This window comes from Metabacillus herbersteinensis (assembly GCF_042433335.1).
In the GTDB taxonomy this organism is placed as follows: domain Bacteria; phylum Bacillota; class Bacilli; order Bacillales; family Bacillaceae; genus Metabacillus; species Metabacillus herbersteinensis.
Genome location: NZ_JBHLVO010000003.1, coordinates 91261 through 110029 on the forward strand (window position 1 = coordinate 91261; position 18769 = coordinate 110029).

Annotated in this window: 19 protein-coding genes, 1 pseudogene and 1 riboswitch; all 20 genes and pseudogenes read left to right on the forward strand. The window is 38.2% G+C overall.

Going from position 1 to position 18769, the window contains the following annotated elements; all coding sequences use genetic code 11:
* Positions 1 to 47 precede the first annotated feature (47 nt).
* The 20 genes and pseudogenes from ACFFIX_RS05435 (at position 48) to ACFFIX_RS05530 (ending at position 18523) form a co-directional block, all read left to right on the forward strand.
* A complete protein-coding gene (locus ACFFIX_RS05435) occupies positions 48 to 1226 on the forward strand; it encodes an acetyl-CoA C-acetyltransferase (RefSeq protein ID WP_378931370.1) in 1179 nt (392 codons plus the stop codon).
* A gap of 1079 nt (positions 1227 to 2305) precedes the next feature.
* On the forward strand, positions 2306 to 4090 hold the full coding sequence (locus tag ACFFIX_RS05440) for an acyl-CoA dehydrogenase FadE (protein WP_378931371.1): 1785 nt from the start codon (positions 2306 to 2308) through the stop codon (positions 4088 to 4090).
* A gap of 248 nt (positions 4091 to 4338) precedes the next feature.
* On the forward strand, positions 4339 to 4701 hold the full coding sequence (locus tag ACFFIX_RS05445) for an arsenate reductase family protein (RefSeq protein WP_378931374.1): 363 nt from the start codon (positions 4339 to 4341) through the stop codon (positions 4699 to 4701).
* Positions 4702 to 4849: 148 nt separating this feature from the next.
* The gene (gene gcvH, locus ACFFIX_RS05450) at positions 4850 to 5233 is read left to right on the forward strand and encodes a glycine cleavage system protein GcvH (RefSeq protein WP_378931375.1); all 384 of its coding nucleotides are present in this window, start codon (positions 4850 to 4852) and stop codon (positions 5231 to 5233) included.
* A 77-nt stretch (positions 5234 to 5310) separates the two neighbouring features.
* The gene (locus ACFFIX_RS05455) at positions 5311 to 5556 is read left to right on the forward strand and encodes a YusG family protein (protein ID WP_378931377.1); all 246 of its coding nucleotides are present in this window, start codon (positions 5311 to 5313) and stop codon (positions 5554 to 5556) included.
* Between the two features lie 230 nt (positions 5557 to 5786).
* The gene (locus tag ACFFIX_RS05460) at positions 5787 to 6134 is read left to right on the forward strand and encodes a toprim domain-containing protein (protein WP_378931379.1); all 348 of its coding nucleotides are present in this window, start codon (positions 5787 to 5789) and stop codon (positions 6132 to 6134) included.
* A gap of 21 nt (positions 6135 to 6155) precedes the next feature.
* Positions 6156 to 6460 (forward strand): annotated as a pseudogene (locus ACFFIX_RS05465) (thioredoxin family protein).
* A 156-nt stretch (positions 6461 to 6616) separates the two neighbouring features.
* On the forward strand, positions 6617 to 6949 hold the full coding sequence (locus ACFFIX_RS05470; protein WP_378931382.1) for an SCP2 sterol-binding domain-containing protein: 333 nt from the start codon (positions 6617 to 6619) through the stop codon (positions 6947 to 6949).
* Between the two features lie 160 nt (positions 6950 to 7109).
* Positions 7110 to 8429 carry an O-acetylhomoserine aminocarboxypropyltransferase/cysteine synthase family protein gene (locus tag ACFFIX_RS05475; RefSeq protein WP_378931384.1) on the forward strand — a complete coding sequence of 440 codons (1320 nt, stop codon included), beginning with the start codon at positions 7110 to 7112 and terminating at the stop codon, positions 8427 to 8429.
* 104 nt (positions 8430 to 8533) lie between these two features.
* Positions 8534 to 8646, forward strand: a riboswitch (SAM riboswitch).
* Positions 8647 to 8774: 128 nt separating this feature from the next.
* A complete protein-coding gene (locus tag ACFFIX_RS05480) occupies positions 8775 to 9800 on the forward strand; it encodes a methionine ABC transporter ATP-binding protein (protein WP_378931386.1) in 1026 nt (341 codons plus the stop codon).
* A complete protein-coding gene (locus ACFFIX_RS05485; RefSeq protein ID WP_378931388.1) occupies positions 9793 to 10461 on the forward strand; it encodes a methionine ABC transporter permease in 669 nt (222 codons plus the stop codon). Before ACFFIX_RS05480 ends, ACFFIX_RS05485 begins: the two co-directional genes overlap by 8 nt.
* A 12-nt stretch (positions 10462 to 10473) precedes the next feature.
* Positions 10474 to 11310 carry a MetQ/NlpA family ABC transporter substrate-binding protein gene (locus ACFFIX_RS05490; protein WP_378931390.1) on the forward strand — a complete coding sequence of 279 codons (837 nt, stop codon included), beginning with the start codon at positions 10474 to 10476 and terminating at the stop codon, positions 11308 to 11310.
* Between the two features lie 119 nt (positions 11311 to 11429).
* On the forward strand, positions 11430 to 11795 hold the full coding sequence (locus ACFFIX_RS05495) for a carboxymuconolactone decarboxylase family protein (protein WP_378931392.1): 366 nt from the start codon (positions 11430 to 11432) through the stop codon (positions 11793 to 11795).
* Between the two features lie 488 nt (positions 11796 to 12283).
* Positions 12284 to 12436: a YuzK family famiily protein gene (locus ACFFIX_RS05500; protein WP_378931394.1), complete on the forward strand. Its 153-nt coding sequence runs from the start codon at positions 12284 to 12286 to the stop codon at positions 12434 to 12436.
* 330 nt (positions 12437 to 12766) lie between these two features.
* Positions 12767 to 13552 carry a Fe-S cluster assembly ATPase SufC gene (gene sufC / locus ACFFIX_RS05505; RefSeq protein ID WP_378931397.1) on the forward strand — a complete coding sequence of 262 codons (786 nt, stop codon included), beginning with the start codon at positions 12767 to 12769 and terminating at the stop codon, positions 13550 to 13552.
* A gap of 11 nt (positions 13553 to 13563) precedes the next feature.
* Positions 13564 to 14874, forward strand: coding sequence for a Fe-S cluster assembly protein SufD (gene sufD / locus ACFFIX_RS05510; RefSeq protein WP_378931399.1), 1311 nt, complete (start codon positions 13564 to 13566; stop codon positions 14872 to 14874).
* A complete protein-coding gene (locus ACFFIX_RS05515) occupies positions 14874 to 16094 on the forward strand; it encodes a cysteine desulfurase (RefSeq protein WP_378931401.1) in 1221 nt (406 codons plus the stop codon). Before sufD ends, ACFFIX_RS05515 begins: the two co-directional genes overlap by 1 nt.
* On the forward strand, positions 16084 to 16521 hold the full coding sequence (gene sufU, locus ACFFIX_RS05520; protein WP_378931403.1) for a Fe-S cluster assembly sulfur transfer protein SufU: 438 nt from the start codon (positions 16084 to 16086) through the stop codon (positions 16519 to 16521). Before ACFFIX_RS05515 ends, sufU begins: the two co-directional genes overlap by 11 nt.
* Before the next feature lie 39 nt (positions 16522 to 16560).
* Positions 16561 to 17958, forward strand: coding sequence for a Fe-S cluster assembly protein SufB (gene sufB / locus ACFFIX_RS05525; RefSeq protein WP_378931405.1), 1398 nt, complete (start codon positions 16561 to 16563; stop codon positions 17956 to 17958).
* Between the two features lie 130 nt (positions 17959 to 18088).
* A complete protein-coding gene (locus tag ACFFIX_RS05530; RefSeq protein WP_378931919.1) occupies positions 18089 to 18523 on the forward strand; it encodes a GNAT family N-acetyltransferase in 435 nt (144 codons plus the stop codon).
* Positions 18524 to 18769 lie beyond the last annotated feature (246 nt).

The window sequence follows — 18769 nt, forward strand, 5'->3', positions numbered from 1 at the left end:
TGACTATGTAAGGATTGTAGCTAGTTAAAGAAGCGGAGGTTTCACTTATGAGAGATGCAGTAATTGTTGCAGGTGCGAGAACACCTGTTGGCCGAGCAAAAAAAGGAACACTAGCAAATGTACGTCCAGATGACTTAGGTGCATTGGTTGTCAAGGAAACGTTAAAACGTGCAGGGAATTATCAAGGAAATATTGATGATTTAATTATTGGCTGTGCAATGCCTGAGGCAGAGCAAGGACTAAATATGGCAAGAAATATTGGAGCATTAGCTGGTCTACCATTCACAGTACCAGCAATTACAATTAATCGATATTGTTCTTCTGGTTTACAAAGTATTGCATACGCAGCTGAAAAGATTATGCTGGGGCACTCAGATACAGCGATTGCAGGTGGAGCAGAATCTATGAGTCTCGTACCAATGATGGGTCATGTTATCCGTCCAAATGCTAGATTAGCAGAAGATGCACCAGAATATTACATAGGAATGGGACACACGGCTGAACAAGTTGCCCAGAAGTATGGTGTGAGTCGAGAAGAACAGGATGCATTTGCAGTACGAAGCCATCAAAGAGCTGCAGCAGCAATTGAAGCGGGAAGATTTGCTGATGAAATTGTCCCAGTCGATGTAACACTGCGTTCTGTAGACTCCAATAATAAATTACAAGAAAAATTCATTCAATTTAGTCAAGACGAAGGTGTTCGTGCCAATACAACAGTTGATGTATTAAGTACACTTCGTCCAGCATTTTCTGTAAAAGGATCTGTTACTGCAGGAAATTCATCACAAACGAGCGATGGAGCTGCAGCAGTAATGGTAATGGATCGTGAAAAAGCTGAATCATTAGGCTACAAACCTATGGTCAGGTTCAGGTCTTTCGCAGTAGCAGGTGTTCCACCAGAAATTATGGGGATTGGACCAATTGCTGCAGTTCCACAAGCGTTAAAGTATGCAGGACTAGAGCTATCTGATATTGGGCTTTTCGAGTTAAATGAAGCATTTGCTTCACAATCTATCCAAGTAATTCGTGAGCTAGGGTTAGATGAAGACCGAGTGAATGTAAATGGTGGTGCGATTGCGTTAGGTCATCCACTAGGTTGTTCGGGCGCTAAGTTGACGTTGTCTCTGATTCATGAGATGCGGCGTCGGAATGAGCAGTTTGGGGTGGTGACGATGTGTATTGGCGGCGGGATGGGTGCTGCTGGGGTGTTTGAGCTTATTGGGTAGTGTGTAGTGTTTATAGAGGTTGGTGTTGGTACTTTTTTGGGGCATGATGGGGTTTCGGTAGGATAGGTTTAGAGAGTGAACTAGGTGTGAAAAAAGAGTTGTTGTGTGCGGCCTCAAAGTCCTGCTGGCGCAGGCTGGTAGGGAGAAGAACTTCGCTAACCTTGCGGTTTTAACGCTCAGTTCTTTTTGAGGGCATTGGAGTGTTGGAGTTGGGATGAGGGGGTAGCGTTGGTACTTTTTTGGGGCGTGTGGGCTTGCGTGGAGATTAGTTGGAGTGTGTATGTTGTTTCTATATAAACTAGTTGTGTGGGGCCCCAAAGTCCTGCTGGCGCAGGCTGGTAAGGTGAAGAACTTCGCTAACCTTGTGGTTTTTACGCTCAGTTCTTTTTGAGGGCATTGGAGTGTTGGAGTGGGGATGGCGGTTAGCGTTTGGACTTTTTTGGGGCATGAGGGTTTTTTATAGATTCGTTTAGAGAGTGAACTGAGTATGAAAAAAGAGTTGTTGTGTGGGGCCCCAAAGTCCTGCTGGCGCAGGCTGGTAAGGTGAAGAACTTCGCTAACCTTGCGGTTTTTACGCTCAGTTCTTTTTGAGGGCATTGGAGTGTTGGAGTTGGGATGTGGGTTAGCGTTTGGACTTTTTTGGGGCATGTGGGGTTTTTTATAGATTCGTTTAGAGAGTGAACTAAGTGTGATAAAAGAGTTGTTGTTTGTGTGGGGCCCCAAAGTCCTGCTGGCGCAGGCTGGTGAGGTGAAGAACTTCGCTAACCTTGCGGTTTTACGCTCAGTTCTTTTAAGGGCATTGGAGTGTTTGGGTGGATATGAGGGTTAGCGTTGGTACTTTCTTGGGGCATGTGGGTTGCAGTTGAAATAGGGTTAGAGAGTGTATTAAGCGTTAATAGAGAGTTATATGTGTGCGGCCCCAAAGTCCTGCTGGCGCAGGTTGGTGGCGGTGAAGAACTTCGCTAACCTTGCGGTTTTTATGCTCAGTTCTTTTAAGGGCATTGGAGTTAGAAGGGGATATAGGGCATAGAGATTGAAAGTTAGATAAATTTCAAAATAAGATTAATGGAGGAATTTAGATGTCTAATACGATTCAGGGTGTTATTAAGGGTGGGAGTTTTTTAATTGAGGATGTTTCGGCTGATCGGGTTTTTACTCCGGAGGATTTTTCTGATGAGCATAAGATGATTGCTAAGACTGCTGAGGATTTTGTTGTGAACAAAGTGTTACCAGAGTTAGATGATATTGAGAATCATCAGTTTGAAAAATCTGTGAAGCTTTTAAAACAGGCAGGTGAGCTTGGGTTATTGGGAGCGGATGTTCCTGAGGAGTATGGTGGGCTTGGTTTGGACAAAATTAGTTCTGCGTTAATTACGGAGAAATTTGCTCGTGCGGGAAGTTTCTCATTATCATATGGTGCTCACGTAGGGATTGGCTCATTGCCTATCGTTTTGTTTGGTAACGAAGAGCAAAAGCATAAATATTTGCCTGATTTAGCCACAGGTGAAAAGATAGCAGCTTACGCATTAACTGAGCCTGGTTCTGGTTCAGATGCACTTGGTGCTAGATCAACAGCTAAGTTGAATGCTGAGGGCACACATTACGTATTAAATGGAGAAAAACAATGGATCACTAACTCAGGATTCGCTGATGTATTTGTTGTTTATGCAAAAGTGGATGGAGAGCATTTCTCAGCATTTATCGTTGAAAAAGAGTATTTAGGTGTTTCTACTGGACCTGAAGAAAAGAAAATGGGGATTAAAGGTTCTTCTACAAGAACACTTATTTTAGAAGATGCTTTAGTACCAAAAGAGAACTTATTGGGTGAATTAGGAAAAGGTCATGTTATTGCCTTCAATATTTTGAACATTGGTCGTTACAAGTTGGCTGTAGGAACAATTGGTGGATCAAAGCGAATCATTGATGTTTCTGTCCAATATGCAAACCAACGTCAACAGTTCAAAACACCAATTTCAAAGTTCACTTTAATTCAGGAAAAATTAGCAAATATGGCTACGAAGTTATATACAATGGAAAGCTCTGTTTATCGTACCGTTGGATTATTCGAAGATCGTATGAGCCGTTTGTCAGCTGATGAAGTAAAAGATGGGAAAGAAGTTGCGGCATCTATTGCTGAATATGCGATTGAGTGTTCTTTAAATAAAGTATTCGGTTCAGAAACATTAGATTATGTAGTAGACGAAGGCGTTCAAATCCATGGTGGTTACGGATTTATGGCTGAATACGAAGTAGAGAGAGCTTACCGTGATTCTCGTATTAACCGAATTTTTGAAGGTACAAACGAGATTAACCGTTTATTAGTACCAGGCACTTACTTGCGTAAAGCAATGAAGGGCGAGCTTCCATTGTTCCAAAAAGCTCAAGCTTTACAAGAAGAGTTGATGATGCTTATGCCTGAAGAAGTAGGCGAAGGTACATTAGAGCAAGAAAAATATTTATTGAAAAATGCCAAGAAAATTGGGGTAATGATTTCTGGGTTAGCTGCGCAAAAGTTTGGCAAAGGGCTACAGCAAGAACAAGAAGTACTTGTGAATATTGCTGACATCGTAAGTAATGTTTATGCAATGGAGTCAGCTATTCTTCGCACCGAAAAAGCAATTGGGAAAAACGGTGAAGAGAAAAATAAACAAAAACTTCTATATACACAAGTTTTCTGTCAAGAAGCATTTAACGAAATTGAAGCACATGCAAAAGAATCTCTAGTGGCTATTGAACATGGTGATTCATTGCGCATGATGATTTCGGCATTACGCAAATTTACTCGTCACACACCAATTAACGTAATTGCAAAAAAGAGAGAAATTGCTGCAAAACTCATTGAGGCTGAAGGTTATACTTCTTAATAAATGCACCATGATACAAAGGCAGATATACACTCGTATATCTGCTTTTTACTGTTGGACTAGTATGTTGAAACTAGTTGGATGTTTTAAAAGATAAGGTAATTTTTATTGGCTGTTCTACAGCAATTTTAACACTAAGGAATGATATAGAACAAAATCACAAGAGTTTTGACACTTCCTGTTATGCTTGTGTTACATGTTGTGATAAAATACAAATGTTAAAACTTAGGTAAGTGGGTGGTGAAAAGATGGCTTTAACTTTCTACTGGTATCCAAAGTGTGGTACATGCCGTAATGCAAAAAAGTGGTTTGAAGAAAACGAAATAGAATTTAAAGAAGTACATATTGTGGACAATCCCCCAAGCAAGGATGAGCTTAAAGCAATATATGAGGCTAGCGGTGTAGAATTAAAGAAATTCTTTAATACGAGCGGTCAAAAATATCGCGAATTGGGATTAAAGGATAAATTAAAAACAATGTCAGAAGACGAAATGTTAGATGTACTTTCTTCTGATGGAATGTTAATCAAACGCCCTCTAGTTACAAATAACGAAAAGGTTACAATTGGTTTTAACGAAGATCAATTTCGTGAAACTTGGAGGCCTACATGATGTAGGTCAGAAAGGCGTTGCGACAGGACGTCGCGAACTTAGCCTTTCATCCTTTCTATTTTGTAAGTTCAACTAGGCGTAATCGTTAAGACCTAGCTTAGTTTTCTTATTATAAACATAACACTACTTAATATGGAGGTTTTTACAAATGAACACACCAAAAGAACTGCGTTATTCGGAAGAACATGAATGGGTGAAAGTTGAAGGTGAGAAGGTACGTATTGGTATTACGGATTTTGCACAATCAGAGCTTGGAGACATCGTATTTGTTGAGTTACCTGAAGTAGGCGACGAAGTGAAAGCAGATGAGCCTTTTGGAAGTGTTGAGTCTGTTAAAACCGTTTCAGAATTATACGCACCTATTAGTGGTAAAGTAGTTGAAGTAAATGAAGATCTTGATGATAGTCCAGAATTTGTCAATGAATCTCCTTATGAAAAAGCATGGATGATCGTAATTGAGCCTAGCGATGTAAAAGAAGTGGATAACTTAATGACTTCAGAACAATATGTTGAAATGACAAACGAAGACTGATTCAGATTCATATAGTCTAGGGTAGCATTACTTTAATAAATATGGACACGCTAAAGGTAAAACAAGGGGGTGTCCATATGACTTTAGAAAAACAACGTCTAAACATAACCGATCGAGTAGTTGGTAAATTCTCTAATGGGCAAATCAACTTATTTTTAGAAAATGAGCAAATCGGACAAATGGTTTCAAAAGGTGCAGAGTCTAGCTTTGATTTGAAAACGAATTATCAATATGAAGATAACAATTTTTATCAATATGTAGATGTTCCGACTAAGCCTGATGAAAAATATGTGGATTGTGATGACGTTAATGGTTGGTGTTAGTAGCAGTGGAGTAGTCCTCTGCTGTTTTTTTCATACTCAGTAAATTTCCTGAAAAGTTTTAATATACTTGTTTTAGGAGTTTATAGGCCAACTTGAAACCTGAGCAGTTGTCATTTTGATTCATAAAGATAAATAATAAGTGGTCGGTTTTCTTTCTTTTAAAAGGAAACAACCTCGACAACTCGAATAACTTATAGAAAGACTTTTAACTTTAAAAACAGGTGATGACAATGTCAGTAGTTGAGGTTGGAAAAGTATTGATTGTTGAGGGTAAATCAGATAAAAAGAAGGTCTTAACGGTCATAAATGAACCAATAGAAATTATTTGTACAAACGGAACAATCAGCGTTACAAAGCTTGATGAGCTGATCGATGAGCTCTTTTTCAAAGATGTATATGTATTAGTTGATGCAGATGATGCGGGGGAGCGATTACGGAAACAATTTAGACGTGAATTTCCAGAGGCTTCACACATTTACATTGATAAAACCTATCGCGAGGTTGCAACAGCTCCTGATCATCATGTTGCTTCTGTTTTACTAAGTGCGAATATTGATGTTGATGCTAAATTTTTATGAAGAGGTGTAAAACAAGTAGCAATGATTGAATGGAATGAAAAAGATAAAGGGATAAACAAAGAAGGTTATACAATTCTTTACTTGTACACACCTTTATGTGGTACGTGTCAGGTTGCAAAAAAATGTTATCGGTTGTTGATGAAATGATGTCAGACTTAACGATATACAGTGTGAATCTAAACTTTTATCCACATGAGGCGGTACAATGGGCAGTTGAAAGTGTTCCATGTTTACTAATATTTAAAGATGAAATAATACTTGAAAGAGTATATGCGTTTCAATCAGTTGGATATTTATATGATGTTTTAAAAAGATATGCCGCCTAAATAGGGCGGCATTTTACATATTTCTTGGGAAATATGAATAAACCATCAGCATCTGACAGCAAACAAATTAACTGTCGAATTCTTTGAGAAGGAAATCCCTGAGTCGAATAGAATCTTAAGTACCAAAGGCGATGACAGACAATCGGGGGAATAATAATGTGTATTGATTTATTTTTAGAAAGAATAAATGAATTGAACATCCTAACTCCGATCTATCCCCACCACCCTCTTACCTTAGAAATTCGACCAACTAATTTAAAAAGCATATATATAAAAATAACTACTGAAGGAATCAAACAAATTAAAAGAAACGGTGGAAAAACATCGTTCGTTATCGAAGGTGCAGAGGAAGAAATAAACGATCTATTAACTGGTGAAGTCAAGCTACAGCAAATGATAAAGATAGGGGCTGTAAGAGTTAAGGGATCGTTTCGGGATTATTTAAGGGTTGATGCATTTCTTCAATACGGTCAACCTTACTCAAGTTGAAATTGACAGCTTGTATCCAGAAATGTTTTTTATTATAAAAGACTGAATATTCCCTCTATGCAAAATTGTGCTAACTTCACAAGAGAGTCCATATGTTGGTAGATAGAACGAAACACGCATTTTGTATTTTGAATTTTTTATGATTATGGGAGGAATAGCAATGGGAGAGAAAAAATCTTATCGGTTAGAGACTTTGAATATTCATGGTGGATTAAGTAAAGATCCAGCTACGGGAGCAAGAGCGGTGCCGATCTATCAGTCAAATGCGTATATGTTTAATAGCACTGATCATGCTGCAGACTTGTTTGGACTAAAAGAACAGGGATATATTTATACTCGCATTCATAATCCGACTTCTACTGTTTTTGAAAAGAGAGTTGCTCAGCTTGAAGGTGGAGTTGGGGGGTTAGCGGTCGCAAGCGGTATGGCTGCTATTACCTTGTCAATTCTAAACCTTGCTAGTGTAGGGGATGAAATCGTCTCAGCTTCAACTCTATATGGTGGTACATATAACTTATTTGCCAACACTTTACCTAAGTATGGAATTAACACTGTGTTTGTTGACCCAAAGGATCCAGAAAACTTTAAAGAAGCGATTACACCGAAAACAAAGGCTATTTTTGCTGAAACGATTGGAAATCCAAGTTTGGATGTTTTAGATATAGAGTCTGTCGCAAAAGTTGCACATGATGCAGGAATACCACTTATTATCGACAACACCTTCGCCACACCATATTTATGTCGTCCAATTGAACATGGAGCAGATATTGTTGTGCATTCTGCTACAAAGTGGTTGCTTGGTAACGGAACAACACTCGGTGGAATTATCGTTGATGGCGGAAAATTCGATTGGAATAGCCCTAAGTTTCCAGGATTCACTAGCCCTGATCCTAGTTATCACAACCTTGTCTATGCAGAGGCACTTGGTGAAATAGCATTTATTATTAAAGCTCGTGTTCAATTGCTGCGTGATTTAGGACCCGCTATCAGTCCGTACAACTCTTTTCAATTCACATTAGGTCTTGAAACACTTCATGTACGTATGAAAGAGCATGTATCCAATACTAGGAAAATAATTCATTACTTAAAAGAACACCCTGCTATTAAATGGGTTTCTTATCCAGAGCTACCAGATCATCCAGGAAAGCAACTTGCTGAAAAATACTTACCAAAAGGAGCCGGTTCTGTCGTCATTTTTGGGATAAAAGGCGGGCGGGAAGCTGGGGCTGCACTAATTAATGCTGTCGAATTATGGTCACATGTTGCGAATGTTGGGGATGCGAAAAGCCTAATCATTCATCCAGCAAGTACAACTCATCAACAGCTCGAACAAGAGGATTTAAAGAAATCTGGAGTTACTGAAGATTTAATTCGTTTATCAGTTGGAATCGAACATATTGATGATTTATTGGAGGATTTAGAGCAAGCTATTTTTAAGGCAACAAGCATACGATCTTCAGCAACTGTTAGCTTATCTTAAAAATAGAATAAAATAGTTGACACATTTTTTTAACGCATGATACAATCACAAACGTAATCAAAACTCACTTAAAACGAATAAGGTACTAATTAAATAAAGTTATACTCTTATCAAGAGTGGTGGAGGGAAGTGCCCTATGAAGCCCGGCAACCGTCAACAGTCGATGTTGAAATGGTGCCAATTCACACAAAGCAATGATTGCTTTGGTAGATGAGAGAAAGGACATTAACTATTACATGCCTTTCTGCTCATTTTTGCAGAAAGGCATTTTTCGTTTAGAAAATTGTAAAATCTTTATACTAATAGAGTGAGAGGACTAAAAACAACTAGAAAGAAGGTGATGACATGATTCAACTAAAAGAAGTTGTCAAGATCTATCAATCAAAAAGCGGAAATGTTAAGGCAGTTGATACGGTAGATTTGGATATTAAGCAAGGAGAAATCTTTGGAATCATTGGATATAGTGGAGCAGGTAAAAGTTCATTAATTCGCTTGCTGAACGGACTTGAAAAACCAACAAGCGGTTCAATAGAAGTGGCTGGGCAAAGAATTGATAAAATCGGTGGCCGGGAATTACGAAAAGCTCGCCAAGAAATTAGTATGATCTTTCAACACTTTAACCTGCTATGGTCACGAACAGTTCGAGAAAATATCGCTTTTCCTCTCGAAATTGTCGGAGTGAAAAAAGAAAGTCGTGATAAAAGAGTTGCTGAATTAATTAAGCTGGTTGGTTTAGAAGGACGAGAAGATGCCTACCCCGCTCAACTAAGTGGTGGACAAAAACAGCGCGTTGGAATTGCGAGAGCTTTAGCCAATAATCCTAAAGTATTGTTGTGTGATGAAGCTACTTCAGCGCTTGATCCACAAACGACTGATTCAATCTTAGAACTACTTGTCGATATTAATGAAAGACTAGGTTTGACGATTGTGCTAATCACTCACGAAATGCATGTAATTCGTAAGATCTGTCACCAAGTAGCTGTTATGGAAGAGGGGCGTGTTGTCGAGCAAGGCGAAGTACTTCAAGTCTTCAAAAAACCGCAACAGTCAATAACAAAACGATTTGTTAAGCAAGTAACAGAACCTGAAGACACGAAAGCAACAGTTGAACACTTATTGGAGCTATATCCAAAAGGAAGGGTTGTACAACTAACTTTTGTCGGAGATGCAGCTGAGCAACCTTTAATCACCAATATCATTCGTCATTTTGAAGTGGAAGTAAACATCCTACAAGGTAAGATTTCACAAACGCAGAGTGGCTCTTACGGTACATTGTTTATTCACATGGATGGAAATGACCTAGAGGTAGAGAGAGCAGTTTCTTATATACAAAATCAACAGGTTGAGGTGGAGGTGATTCTAAATGCTTGAACAACTTCTGCCTGAAGTGAATTGGGAAAAGGTCTGGGAAGCAACTTACGAGACCATTTATATGACGTCTTTATCGGTTGTTGCCACTTTTATTATTGGCATTATTTTAGGATTACTATTATTCCTGACAGCTAAGGGAAACATATGGGAAAACAGAATGATTAACGGACTTGTTGCATCAGTTGTAAATATCTTTCGATCCATCCCATTTATCATTTTGATCATCCTACTGATACCTTTTACAAAAGTAGTTGTCGGAACAATCTTAGGAGCAAACGCTGCATTGCCCGCCTTAATTATCGGTGCGGCACCCTTTTACGCAAGGATGGTTGAAATTGCACTTCGTGAAATTGATAAAGGCGTTATTGAAGCGGCAAGGTCTATGGGTGCTAAAACAAGCACAATCATTATGAAAGTGCTTCTCCCGGAATCAATGCCAGCTCTTGTATCTGGAATAACAGTGACTGCAATTGCATCGGTAGGATACACAGCAATGGCTGGAGTTGTTGGTGCAGGTGGACTTGGTAATTTGGCTTTCTTAGAAGGATTTAACCGTGGTAACATTCAAGTAACCATTATAGCAACTGTACTTATTTTAATTTTTGTTTTTATCATCCAATTTATTGGAGATTTATTAACTAAATCACTAGATAAACGATAGGGGGAAAAGAAAATGAAAAAGAGTTTATTGGTATTTTTATTAGCAATCATTGCAACAGTTTTAGTAGCATGTGGTGGCGCTGAAGATAGTACAGGTGGCGAAGGTGAAAGTAAAACATTAAAAATTGGGGCATCACCAGTTCCACACGTTGATATTTTAGAGGAAGCAGCTCCACTTTTAAAGGAAAAAGGAATTGAACTAGACATCGTTGAGTTTACGGATTATGTATTGCCAAACAAAACACTTGAAGAAAATGAGCTTGATGCAAACTATTTTCAACACGAGCCATACCTTAACTCACAAATTGCTGATAATGGGTATAAATTTGTAAGTGCTGGTGGCGTCCACATTGAACCAATTGGAGTATACTCTAAGCGACATAAGTCATTAGAAGATCTTCCAGACGGAGCAACTATCATTATGAGTAACTCGGTTGCAGATCATGGTCGTATGCTTTCACTATTAGAGGAAAAAGGTCTTCTTACTTTAAAAGAAGGTGTTGAAAAAACAGCAGCAACAGTAGAAGATATTGAAGAAAACCCAAAAAATCTTGAATTCCAAGCTGATATTGAAGCAGCAATGCTTACAAAAGCGTACGAAAATGACGAAGCAGACGCAGTATTAATTAATGGTAACTATGCATTAGATGCTGACTTAAATCCTGCTGAAGATGCAATTGCGCTTGAGTCACCTGAAAGCAACCCATATGTAAACTTAATAGTTGTTCGTGAAGGTGATGAAGAGAGAGAAGAAATTAAAGCATTGGTTGAAGTACTTCAATCAGAAGAAATTCAAGAATTTATTAAAACAAACTATGAAGGATCTGTTCTTTCAGCAGTTGGTGAGTGAAAAGGTGAGTCTGTCCTCGTGACAGGCTTTTTCTATTTTTCTTATATATTTCTGAATACATTTTTCAAATCAAAGCATACTAACGTTGAAAAAATGGTGAAATGGAGTTGTTTATGTAAATGGAACAGTTTGAACCGCGAAATTCAACAGAAGCTGCTTTACTTGACTATAAAATGGGATTAGGAACGTTTACTGAAAAAATGCCAGATTTAGCTCATCATTTTAATGCATTTACCGAAGCTTGTTTCAAAGAAGGAACACTTTCTCAAAAAGAAAAACAACTAATAGCACTGGGCATAAGTATTTTTTCACAGGATGAATATTGCATTATCTATCATACAAAAGGCTGTTTAGATCAAGGAGCGTCTGAGCAAGAGATATTGGAAGCGGTTGGCGTTACAGCAGCATTTGGCGGTGGAGCTGCAATGAGCCAGGCCGTCACACTCGTTCTAGAATGTATGACCGAATTAAAGGAGTTAAATTAAAAGAGTCCTAAGGGGCTCTTTTTTACAAATAAGTAATAAAATCTGATACTAAGTCTGCTTTTCGCAGTCCAGCTCCACGCCTAGCTCCTCGAGGTCATAAGACGATTCTAAATTGAAGGCAAAGAACGCCTTCAATTTAGAATCGTCTTATGCTATGCCTAAGGCTGACAAGGCGCCCCGCGCTTTTTTTATGTATTAAGTGACTATCGTAGAATACGAAGATATTTGTCGCACTTTCCAGAAATTATTATTGGATTTCATCAACTCTTTAGCATTATGAAGCATTTTTTAGCAAATAGGTAAATACTTATCGTCAAATAGGGTAAAGGGTTCATATCGTCGCTCACAATCCAATATGAGTGCATACACACTTTGAGGGTTAGTTAAAATCTTGTTACACTTGTAACTGTTGAGACGAAGAAATTTGAAAGGAATGATTCATTATTTATTGTAGTCAAGATAAACTTGATCTCAATTACACGACAGAAATGGAAAAGGCAATGCACCAAACTCACGGAATGGGCTATGCAGAGTACAGTCGACACCATGATAAACGCATGGAAGTAGAAAAAAGTCGTGAAATGGATTACCGTAAAAGTCAAATGATCGTCAATGAATTTGAACGGAAAGTAATACGTTAAAAAGGAGGAACCAGTCAATGATTGGTTCCTTTTATAATAGTTCCTAATAAATTTTAAGCTATCAGTAGGGATTGTTTTATGAAAAAACGTTTAAACTAATTGGAGTTATTAGATTTCAAGCGGGTATACATGTACTTTTAATCTTGCTGCTACCTAAAATGATACAGTGTATTGTAGCTAGTTGTTACAGGGGTAGTATCAAAACTACATATTAGCATTTAAACGGGTATGATTTCTTAATATCTTGTGTTCACATTTCATTTGTTATAAGATAAGAATGAGAATAAAATGAGAATTAGTAAATTTCATATATTTATTGGAGGTATAGTAATGGCAGGTTCTACTTTAGTGATTAAAGATTTACATGTAGAAATTGATGGAAAAGAGATTTTAAAGGGTGTAAACCTTGAAATAAATGGTGGAGAAATTCACGCGATTATGGGGCCGAACGGTACGGGTAAGTCAACGTTGTCTTCAGCAATCATGGGACATCCGAAATACGAAGTAACAAAAGGTAGTATCACTTTAGATGGGGAAAATGTTTTAGAGATGGAAGTGGATGAGCGCGCTCGTGCTGGTCTGTTTTTAGGCATGCAATATCCAAGTGAGATTTCTGGTGTAACAAATGCTGACTTCCTTCGCTCTGCAATCAATGCTCGTCGCGAAGAAGGTCAAGAAATTTCTCTAATGAAGTTTATCCGCACTATGGATTCAACAATGGAAGTATTAGAGATGGATCCTGATATGGCGCAACGTTATTTAAATGAAGGTTTCTCTGGTGGAGAGAAGAAACGTAACGAAATTCTTCAATTAATGATGATCCAACCAAAGATTGCGATATTAGATGAAATTGACTCTGGTCTTGATATTGACGCGTTGAAGGTCGTTTCTAAAGGGATTAATGAAATGCGTAACGAAGACTTCGGTTGCTTAATTATTACGCATTACCAACGTCTATTAAATTACATTTCACCTGATAAAGTACATGTAATGATGCAAGGACGAGTTGTGAAATCAGGCGGACCTGAGCTTGCACAGCGTTTAGAGAGTGAAGGATATGACTGGATTAAACAAGAATTAGGTATTGAAGATGAAACTGTTGGGCAAGAAGCGTAAGGGGGATTAACATGACATTGGAAACGAAATTACCAATTAATCAGGACTATGTCACAAGCTTTTCAAACGAGCTTGGTGAACCGGACTGGCTTCGAGATCTTCGCTTACAAGCTCTTGCGAAGGTTGAAGACCTACCGATGCCTAGACCTGATAAAACAAAGATTGATAAATGGAATTTTACAAATTTCAAACAGCATACTGTAAAAAATGACAAGCTGTCATCTCTAGATAACTTACATCAAGATGTGAAAGCACTTATTGACTTAGAAGATAAAAATAAAAATTTATATGTGCAACTTAACACGACGGCGGCTTATACTTCTTTATCGAAAGATTTAGCTGCTAAAGGTGTTATTTTCACAGATATTCATTCGGCATCTCGTGAACATGGTGAGTTATTGAAAAAGTATTTCATGACAGAAGGCGTTAAAGTAGATGAGCATCGCTTAACTGCTTTACATGCTGCACTGGTCAATGGTGGAATCTTTGTTTATGTACCAAAAAATGTAGTAGTAGAGGTACCACTTCAAGCAGTTTTCGTGCATGACAACGCTGATACAACACTTTTTAACCACGTGATTGTTGTTGCAGAAGATAATAGTTCTGTCACTTATGTTGAGAACTATATTTCAACTGTAAATCCAGATGATGCTGTATTTAACATAGTGTCTGAAGTAATTGTTGGTAACAACGCTAAAGTAACGTATGGTGCTGTTGATACGTTAGCAAAAGGAGTAACAACGTATGTGAACCGACGTGGAGTTGTTGGTCGTGACGCAGGCCTTGAGTGGGCATTAGGTCTAATGAATGATGGAGATACAATCTCAGAAAACATCACAAATTTAATGGGCGATGGATCAATTGGCGACACGAAAACAGTTGTTGTCGGCCGTGGCGAACAAAAACAAAACTTTACAACTAGTGTCGTTCATTTTGGTAAGAATTCAGAAGGATTTATCCTTAAACATGGCGTTATGAAAGACAGTGCATCATCAATTTTTAACGGTATTGGAAAAATTGAACATGGCGCAACAAAATCAAATGCTGTACAAGAGTCACGTGTACTCATGTTAAGTGAAAAAGCACGTGGTGATGCAAATCCGATTCTTTTAATTGATGAGGATGATGTTACAGCTGGTCATGCTGCATCTGTTGGGCGTGTGGACCCACTTCAACTTTACTACCTAATGAGTCGCGGAATTCCAAAAACAGAAGCAGAACGTTTAGTTATCCATGGCTTCTTAGCACCTGTCGTAAATAAACTACCTATTGAAGGAGTAAGAAATCAGTTGGTAGAGGTTATTGAAAGGAAAGTTAAGTAATGAATATCCACGATATTCGTAAGCAGTTTCCGATTCTTGATCAGCAGGTGAATGGAAGAGATCTTGTTTATCTAGACAGTGCCGCAACATCTCAAAAACCACTACAAGTAATTGAAGCCTTATCGAAGTATTATCATGAGTACAATTCTAATGTTCATCGTGGCGTTCATACACTAGGAACGAAAGCAACAGATGGATATGAAGGAGCTCGTGAAAAAGTACGTAGATTTATTAATGCAAAATCAACACAAGAAGTGATTTTTACTCGTGGTGCAACAACTGCATTAAATATAGTCGCCCAAAGCTACGGAACAGCTAATCTCCACGAAGGTGATGAAATTGTAATTACTTATATGGAGCATCATGCAAATGTGATTCCTTGGCAACAGGTTGCAAAGTCTACAGGAGCGACTTTAAAATATATTCCGCTTCAAGAAGATGGAACGATTAACCTTCAAGACGTTGAAGCTACCGTGACATCGAATACGAAAATTGTTTCAGTGATGCAGGTTTCAAATGTACTCGGTACAATCAATCCAATTAAAGAAATCACGAAAATTGCCCACAAAAATGGTGCGATTATGGTGGTTGATGGTGCCCAAGCTGCGCCTCACATGAAGGTTGATGTACAGGATTTGGACTGTGACTTCTTTGCTTTTTCAGCCCATAAAATGTGTGGTCCAACGGGTATAGGGGTACTATATGGAAAGAAAGAGCATCTCGAAAAGATGGAACCGGTCGAATTTGGTGGAGAAATGATTGATTTCGTAGGCTTGTACGAATCAACATGGAAAGAGCTACCTTGGAAATTTGAAGCAGGTACTCCGATCATTGCTGGAGCAATTGGACTTGGAGCAGCGATTGATTTTCTAGAGGATATCGGCTTGGACACTATCGAAAAGTATGAACACGAATTGGCGTCATATGCTTTAGACAAGATGAGTCAAATTGAAGGCATCACAATTTATGGTCCGAAAAATCGAGCTGGGTTGGTCACCTTCAACATTGAAGATGTTCATCCGCATGATCTCTCAACTGTACTTGATGCTGAGGGAATTGCTGTTCGTGCAGGGCATCATTGTGCACAACCCTTAATGAAATGGCTTAATGTTTCAGCTACAGCTAGAGCAAGTTTTTACCTCTATAATACAGAGGAGGAAGTTGATAAGCTTGTAGCAGGAATCATTAAAACGAAGGAGTACTTTAGCAATGTCTTCTAATGTTAATCTTGATACACTATACAGACAAGTAATCATGGATCACTATAAAAATCCTCGTAATAAAGGTACACTCGAGGATAGTTTAACAATTGATATGAATAATCCGACCTGCGGAGACCGTATACACTTAACGCTAAAAATTGAGGATGGCAAAGTCGTTGATGCTAAGTTTGATGGTGAAGGCTGTTCAATCTCTATGTCATCTGCATCAATGATGACACATGCTATCAAAGGTCAACCAATTGATAATGCGTTAAAACTTTCACAAATTTTCTCGGACATGATGCTCGGAAAAGAATATGCTGATGATATAGATCTCGGTGATATAGAGGCGCTTCAAGGTGTTGCTAAATTCCCGGCTCGGATCAAATGTGCAACCCTAGCTTGGAAGGCCATGGAAAAGGGAATTAGCAATGAAAACAAATGAGGTTAACCTCACATCTTAAAAGGAATGGAGTGAGTACGGATGGCTAAAAAGATGCCCGAAATTGGAGATTATAAATATGGGTTCTCTGATAAAGACGTTTCAATTTTCCGCTCAAAACGGGGATTAACAAAAGAAATCGTAGAAGAGATTTCTCGTATGAAATCCGAACCACAATGGATGCTGGACTTCCGTTTAAAATCACTGGAGCATTTCTACAACATGCCAATGCCACAATGGGGCGGAGACATGGCTTCATTGAGTTTTGATGAAATTACGTATTATGTAAAACCATCTGAAAAGTCTGAGCGTTCATGGGATGAAGTTCCTGAGGAAATTAAACAAACGTTTGATAAACTAGGAATTCCAGAAGCGGAGCAAAAGTATTTGGCTGGTGTGTCTGCGCAGTATGAGTCAGAGGTTGTTTATCATAATATGAAACAAGAACTTCAGGATCTTGGAATTGTATTTAAAGATACTGACACAGCATTAAAAGAAAATGAAGATATTTTCCGCGAGCATTTTGGAAAAACAATTCCTCCAACTGATAATAAGTTCTCTGCATTAAACTCAGCTGTTTGGTCTGGTGGATCATTTATCTATGTGCCACCAGGTATCAAAGTTGATACACCACTACAAGCTTATTTCCGTATTAACTCGGAAAACATGGGTCAATTCGAACGTACGCTAATCATTGTTGATGAAGGGGCACATGTACATTATGTAGAAGGTTGTACAGCACCAGTTTACACAACGAACTCACTTCACAGTGCTGTTGTTGAAATTATTGTGAAAAAGGGTGGCTATTGCCGCTACACAACGATTCAAAACTGGGCAAATAACGTATTTAACCTTGTAACAAAGCGTGCAGTTGCTGAAGCAAATGCAACAATGGAATGGATTGATGGAAACATCGGTTCTAAACTAACGATGAAATATCCAGCTGTTATCTTAAAAGGTGAAGGCGCACGTGGAATGACTTTATCAATTGCGATTGCTGGTAAAGGTCAACACCAAGATGCAGGTGCAAAAATGATTCACTTAGCACCAAATACTTCTTCGACAATTGTCTCTAAATCCATCTCTAAACAAGGTGGTAAAGTTACCTACCGTGGAATCGTTCATTTTGGACGTAAAGCAGACGGAGCTAGATCAAACATCGAATGTGACACGCTAATTATGGATAATCAGTCTACATCCGATACAATTCCATACAATGAGATCTTAAATGACAATATCTCACTTGAGCATGAAGCAAAGGTATCAAAAGTTTCTGAAGAACAGTTATTCTATCTAATGAGCCGTGGTATCTCTCAAGAAGAAGCAACTGAAATGATCGTAATGGGCTTCATCGAGCCGTTTACAAAAGAATTACCAATGGAATACGCAGTTGAAATGAACCGTCTCATTAAGTTTGAGATGGAAGGTTCAATCGGATAAATATAAAACGGGCTGACATTCAACTGTCAGCCCGTTTTTTTCATAAAGAAAAGGGACTGTGTTTCTGAAAAAGAAGGGAAAATAATGCATGACCAAGAATGATTTATAAAGGGAGGGATATTGTTTGGAGATGGTAGAAATACAGCAAAAGCCCGATTTATTTAATGAAGCAGTTAGGATTTTTTGGGAACAACGGGGAAACGAACAGAACTACACGTTTTATCGAGATTGTATGGACCACTCTTGTAAAACAAAGGATGAAATACCAAGGTTTTATATTGCTCTATTAAATGAAGCTATTATTGGTACATATGCTTTAATTAGGAACGATCTTAATAGTCGTCAGGACTTGTACCCGTGGCTTGCTTGTTTATATGTTGATCCAGAACATAGAGGGAAAAGAATTGGTTCCCGCCTACTTGAACACGCTATTCAAGAAACAGCTAGTAAAGGATTTAAAAAACTTTATTTAACAACAGATTTGGAAGGCTATTATGAAAAATATGGTTGGACTCCATTCAACTCAAGCATATGGAGTTGGTGGCGGATCTATAAAAGTTTATGAAAAATCAGTGGATTAGGAATATTATTATTAACACTCACTTATTAACCAATCGCAGAGACTAAATTGATTAGTAAAAGAAAAAAACAAACACAAAAACGAGTGTATTAGTAACATAATTCACTCGTTTTTGTGTTTGTATATTCTTAGATAATGGATGAGTCTAGCTACTACTAACAAATTCAAACAAAAAATCTCTTCTATCTTCGAAAAAACACTACAATATAGTATCATACAAGAATAAGAATG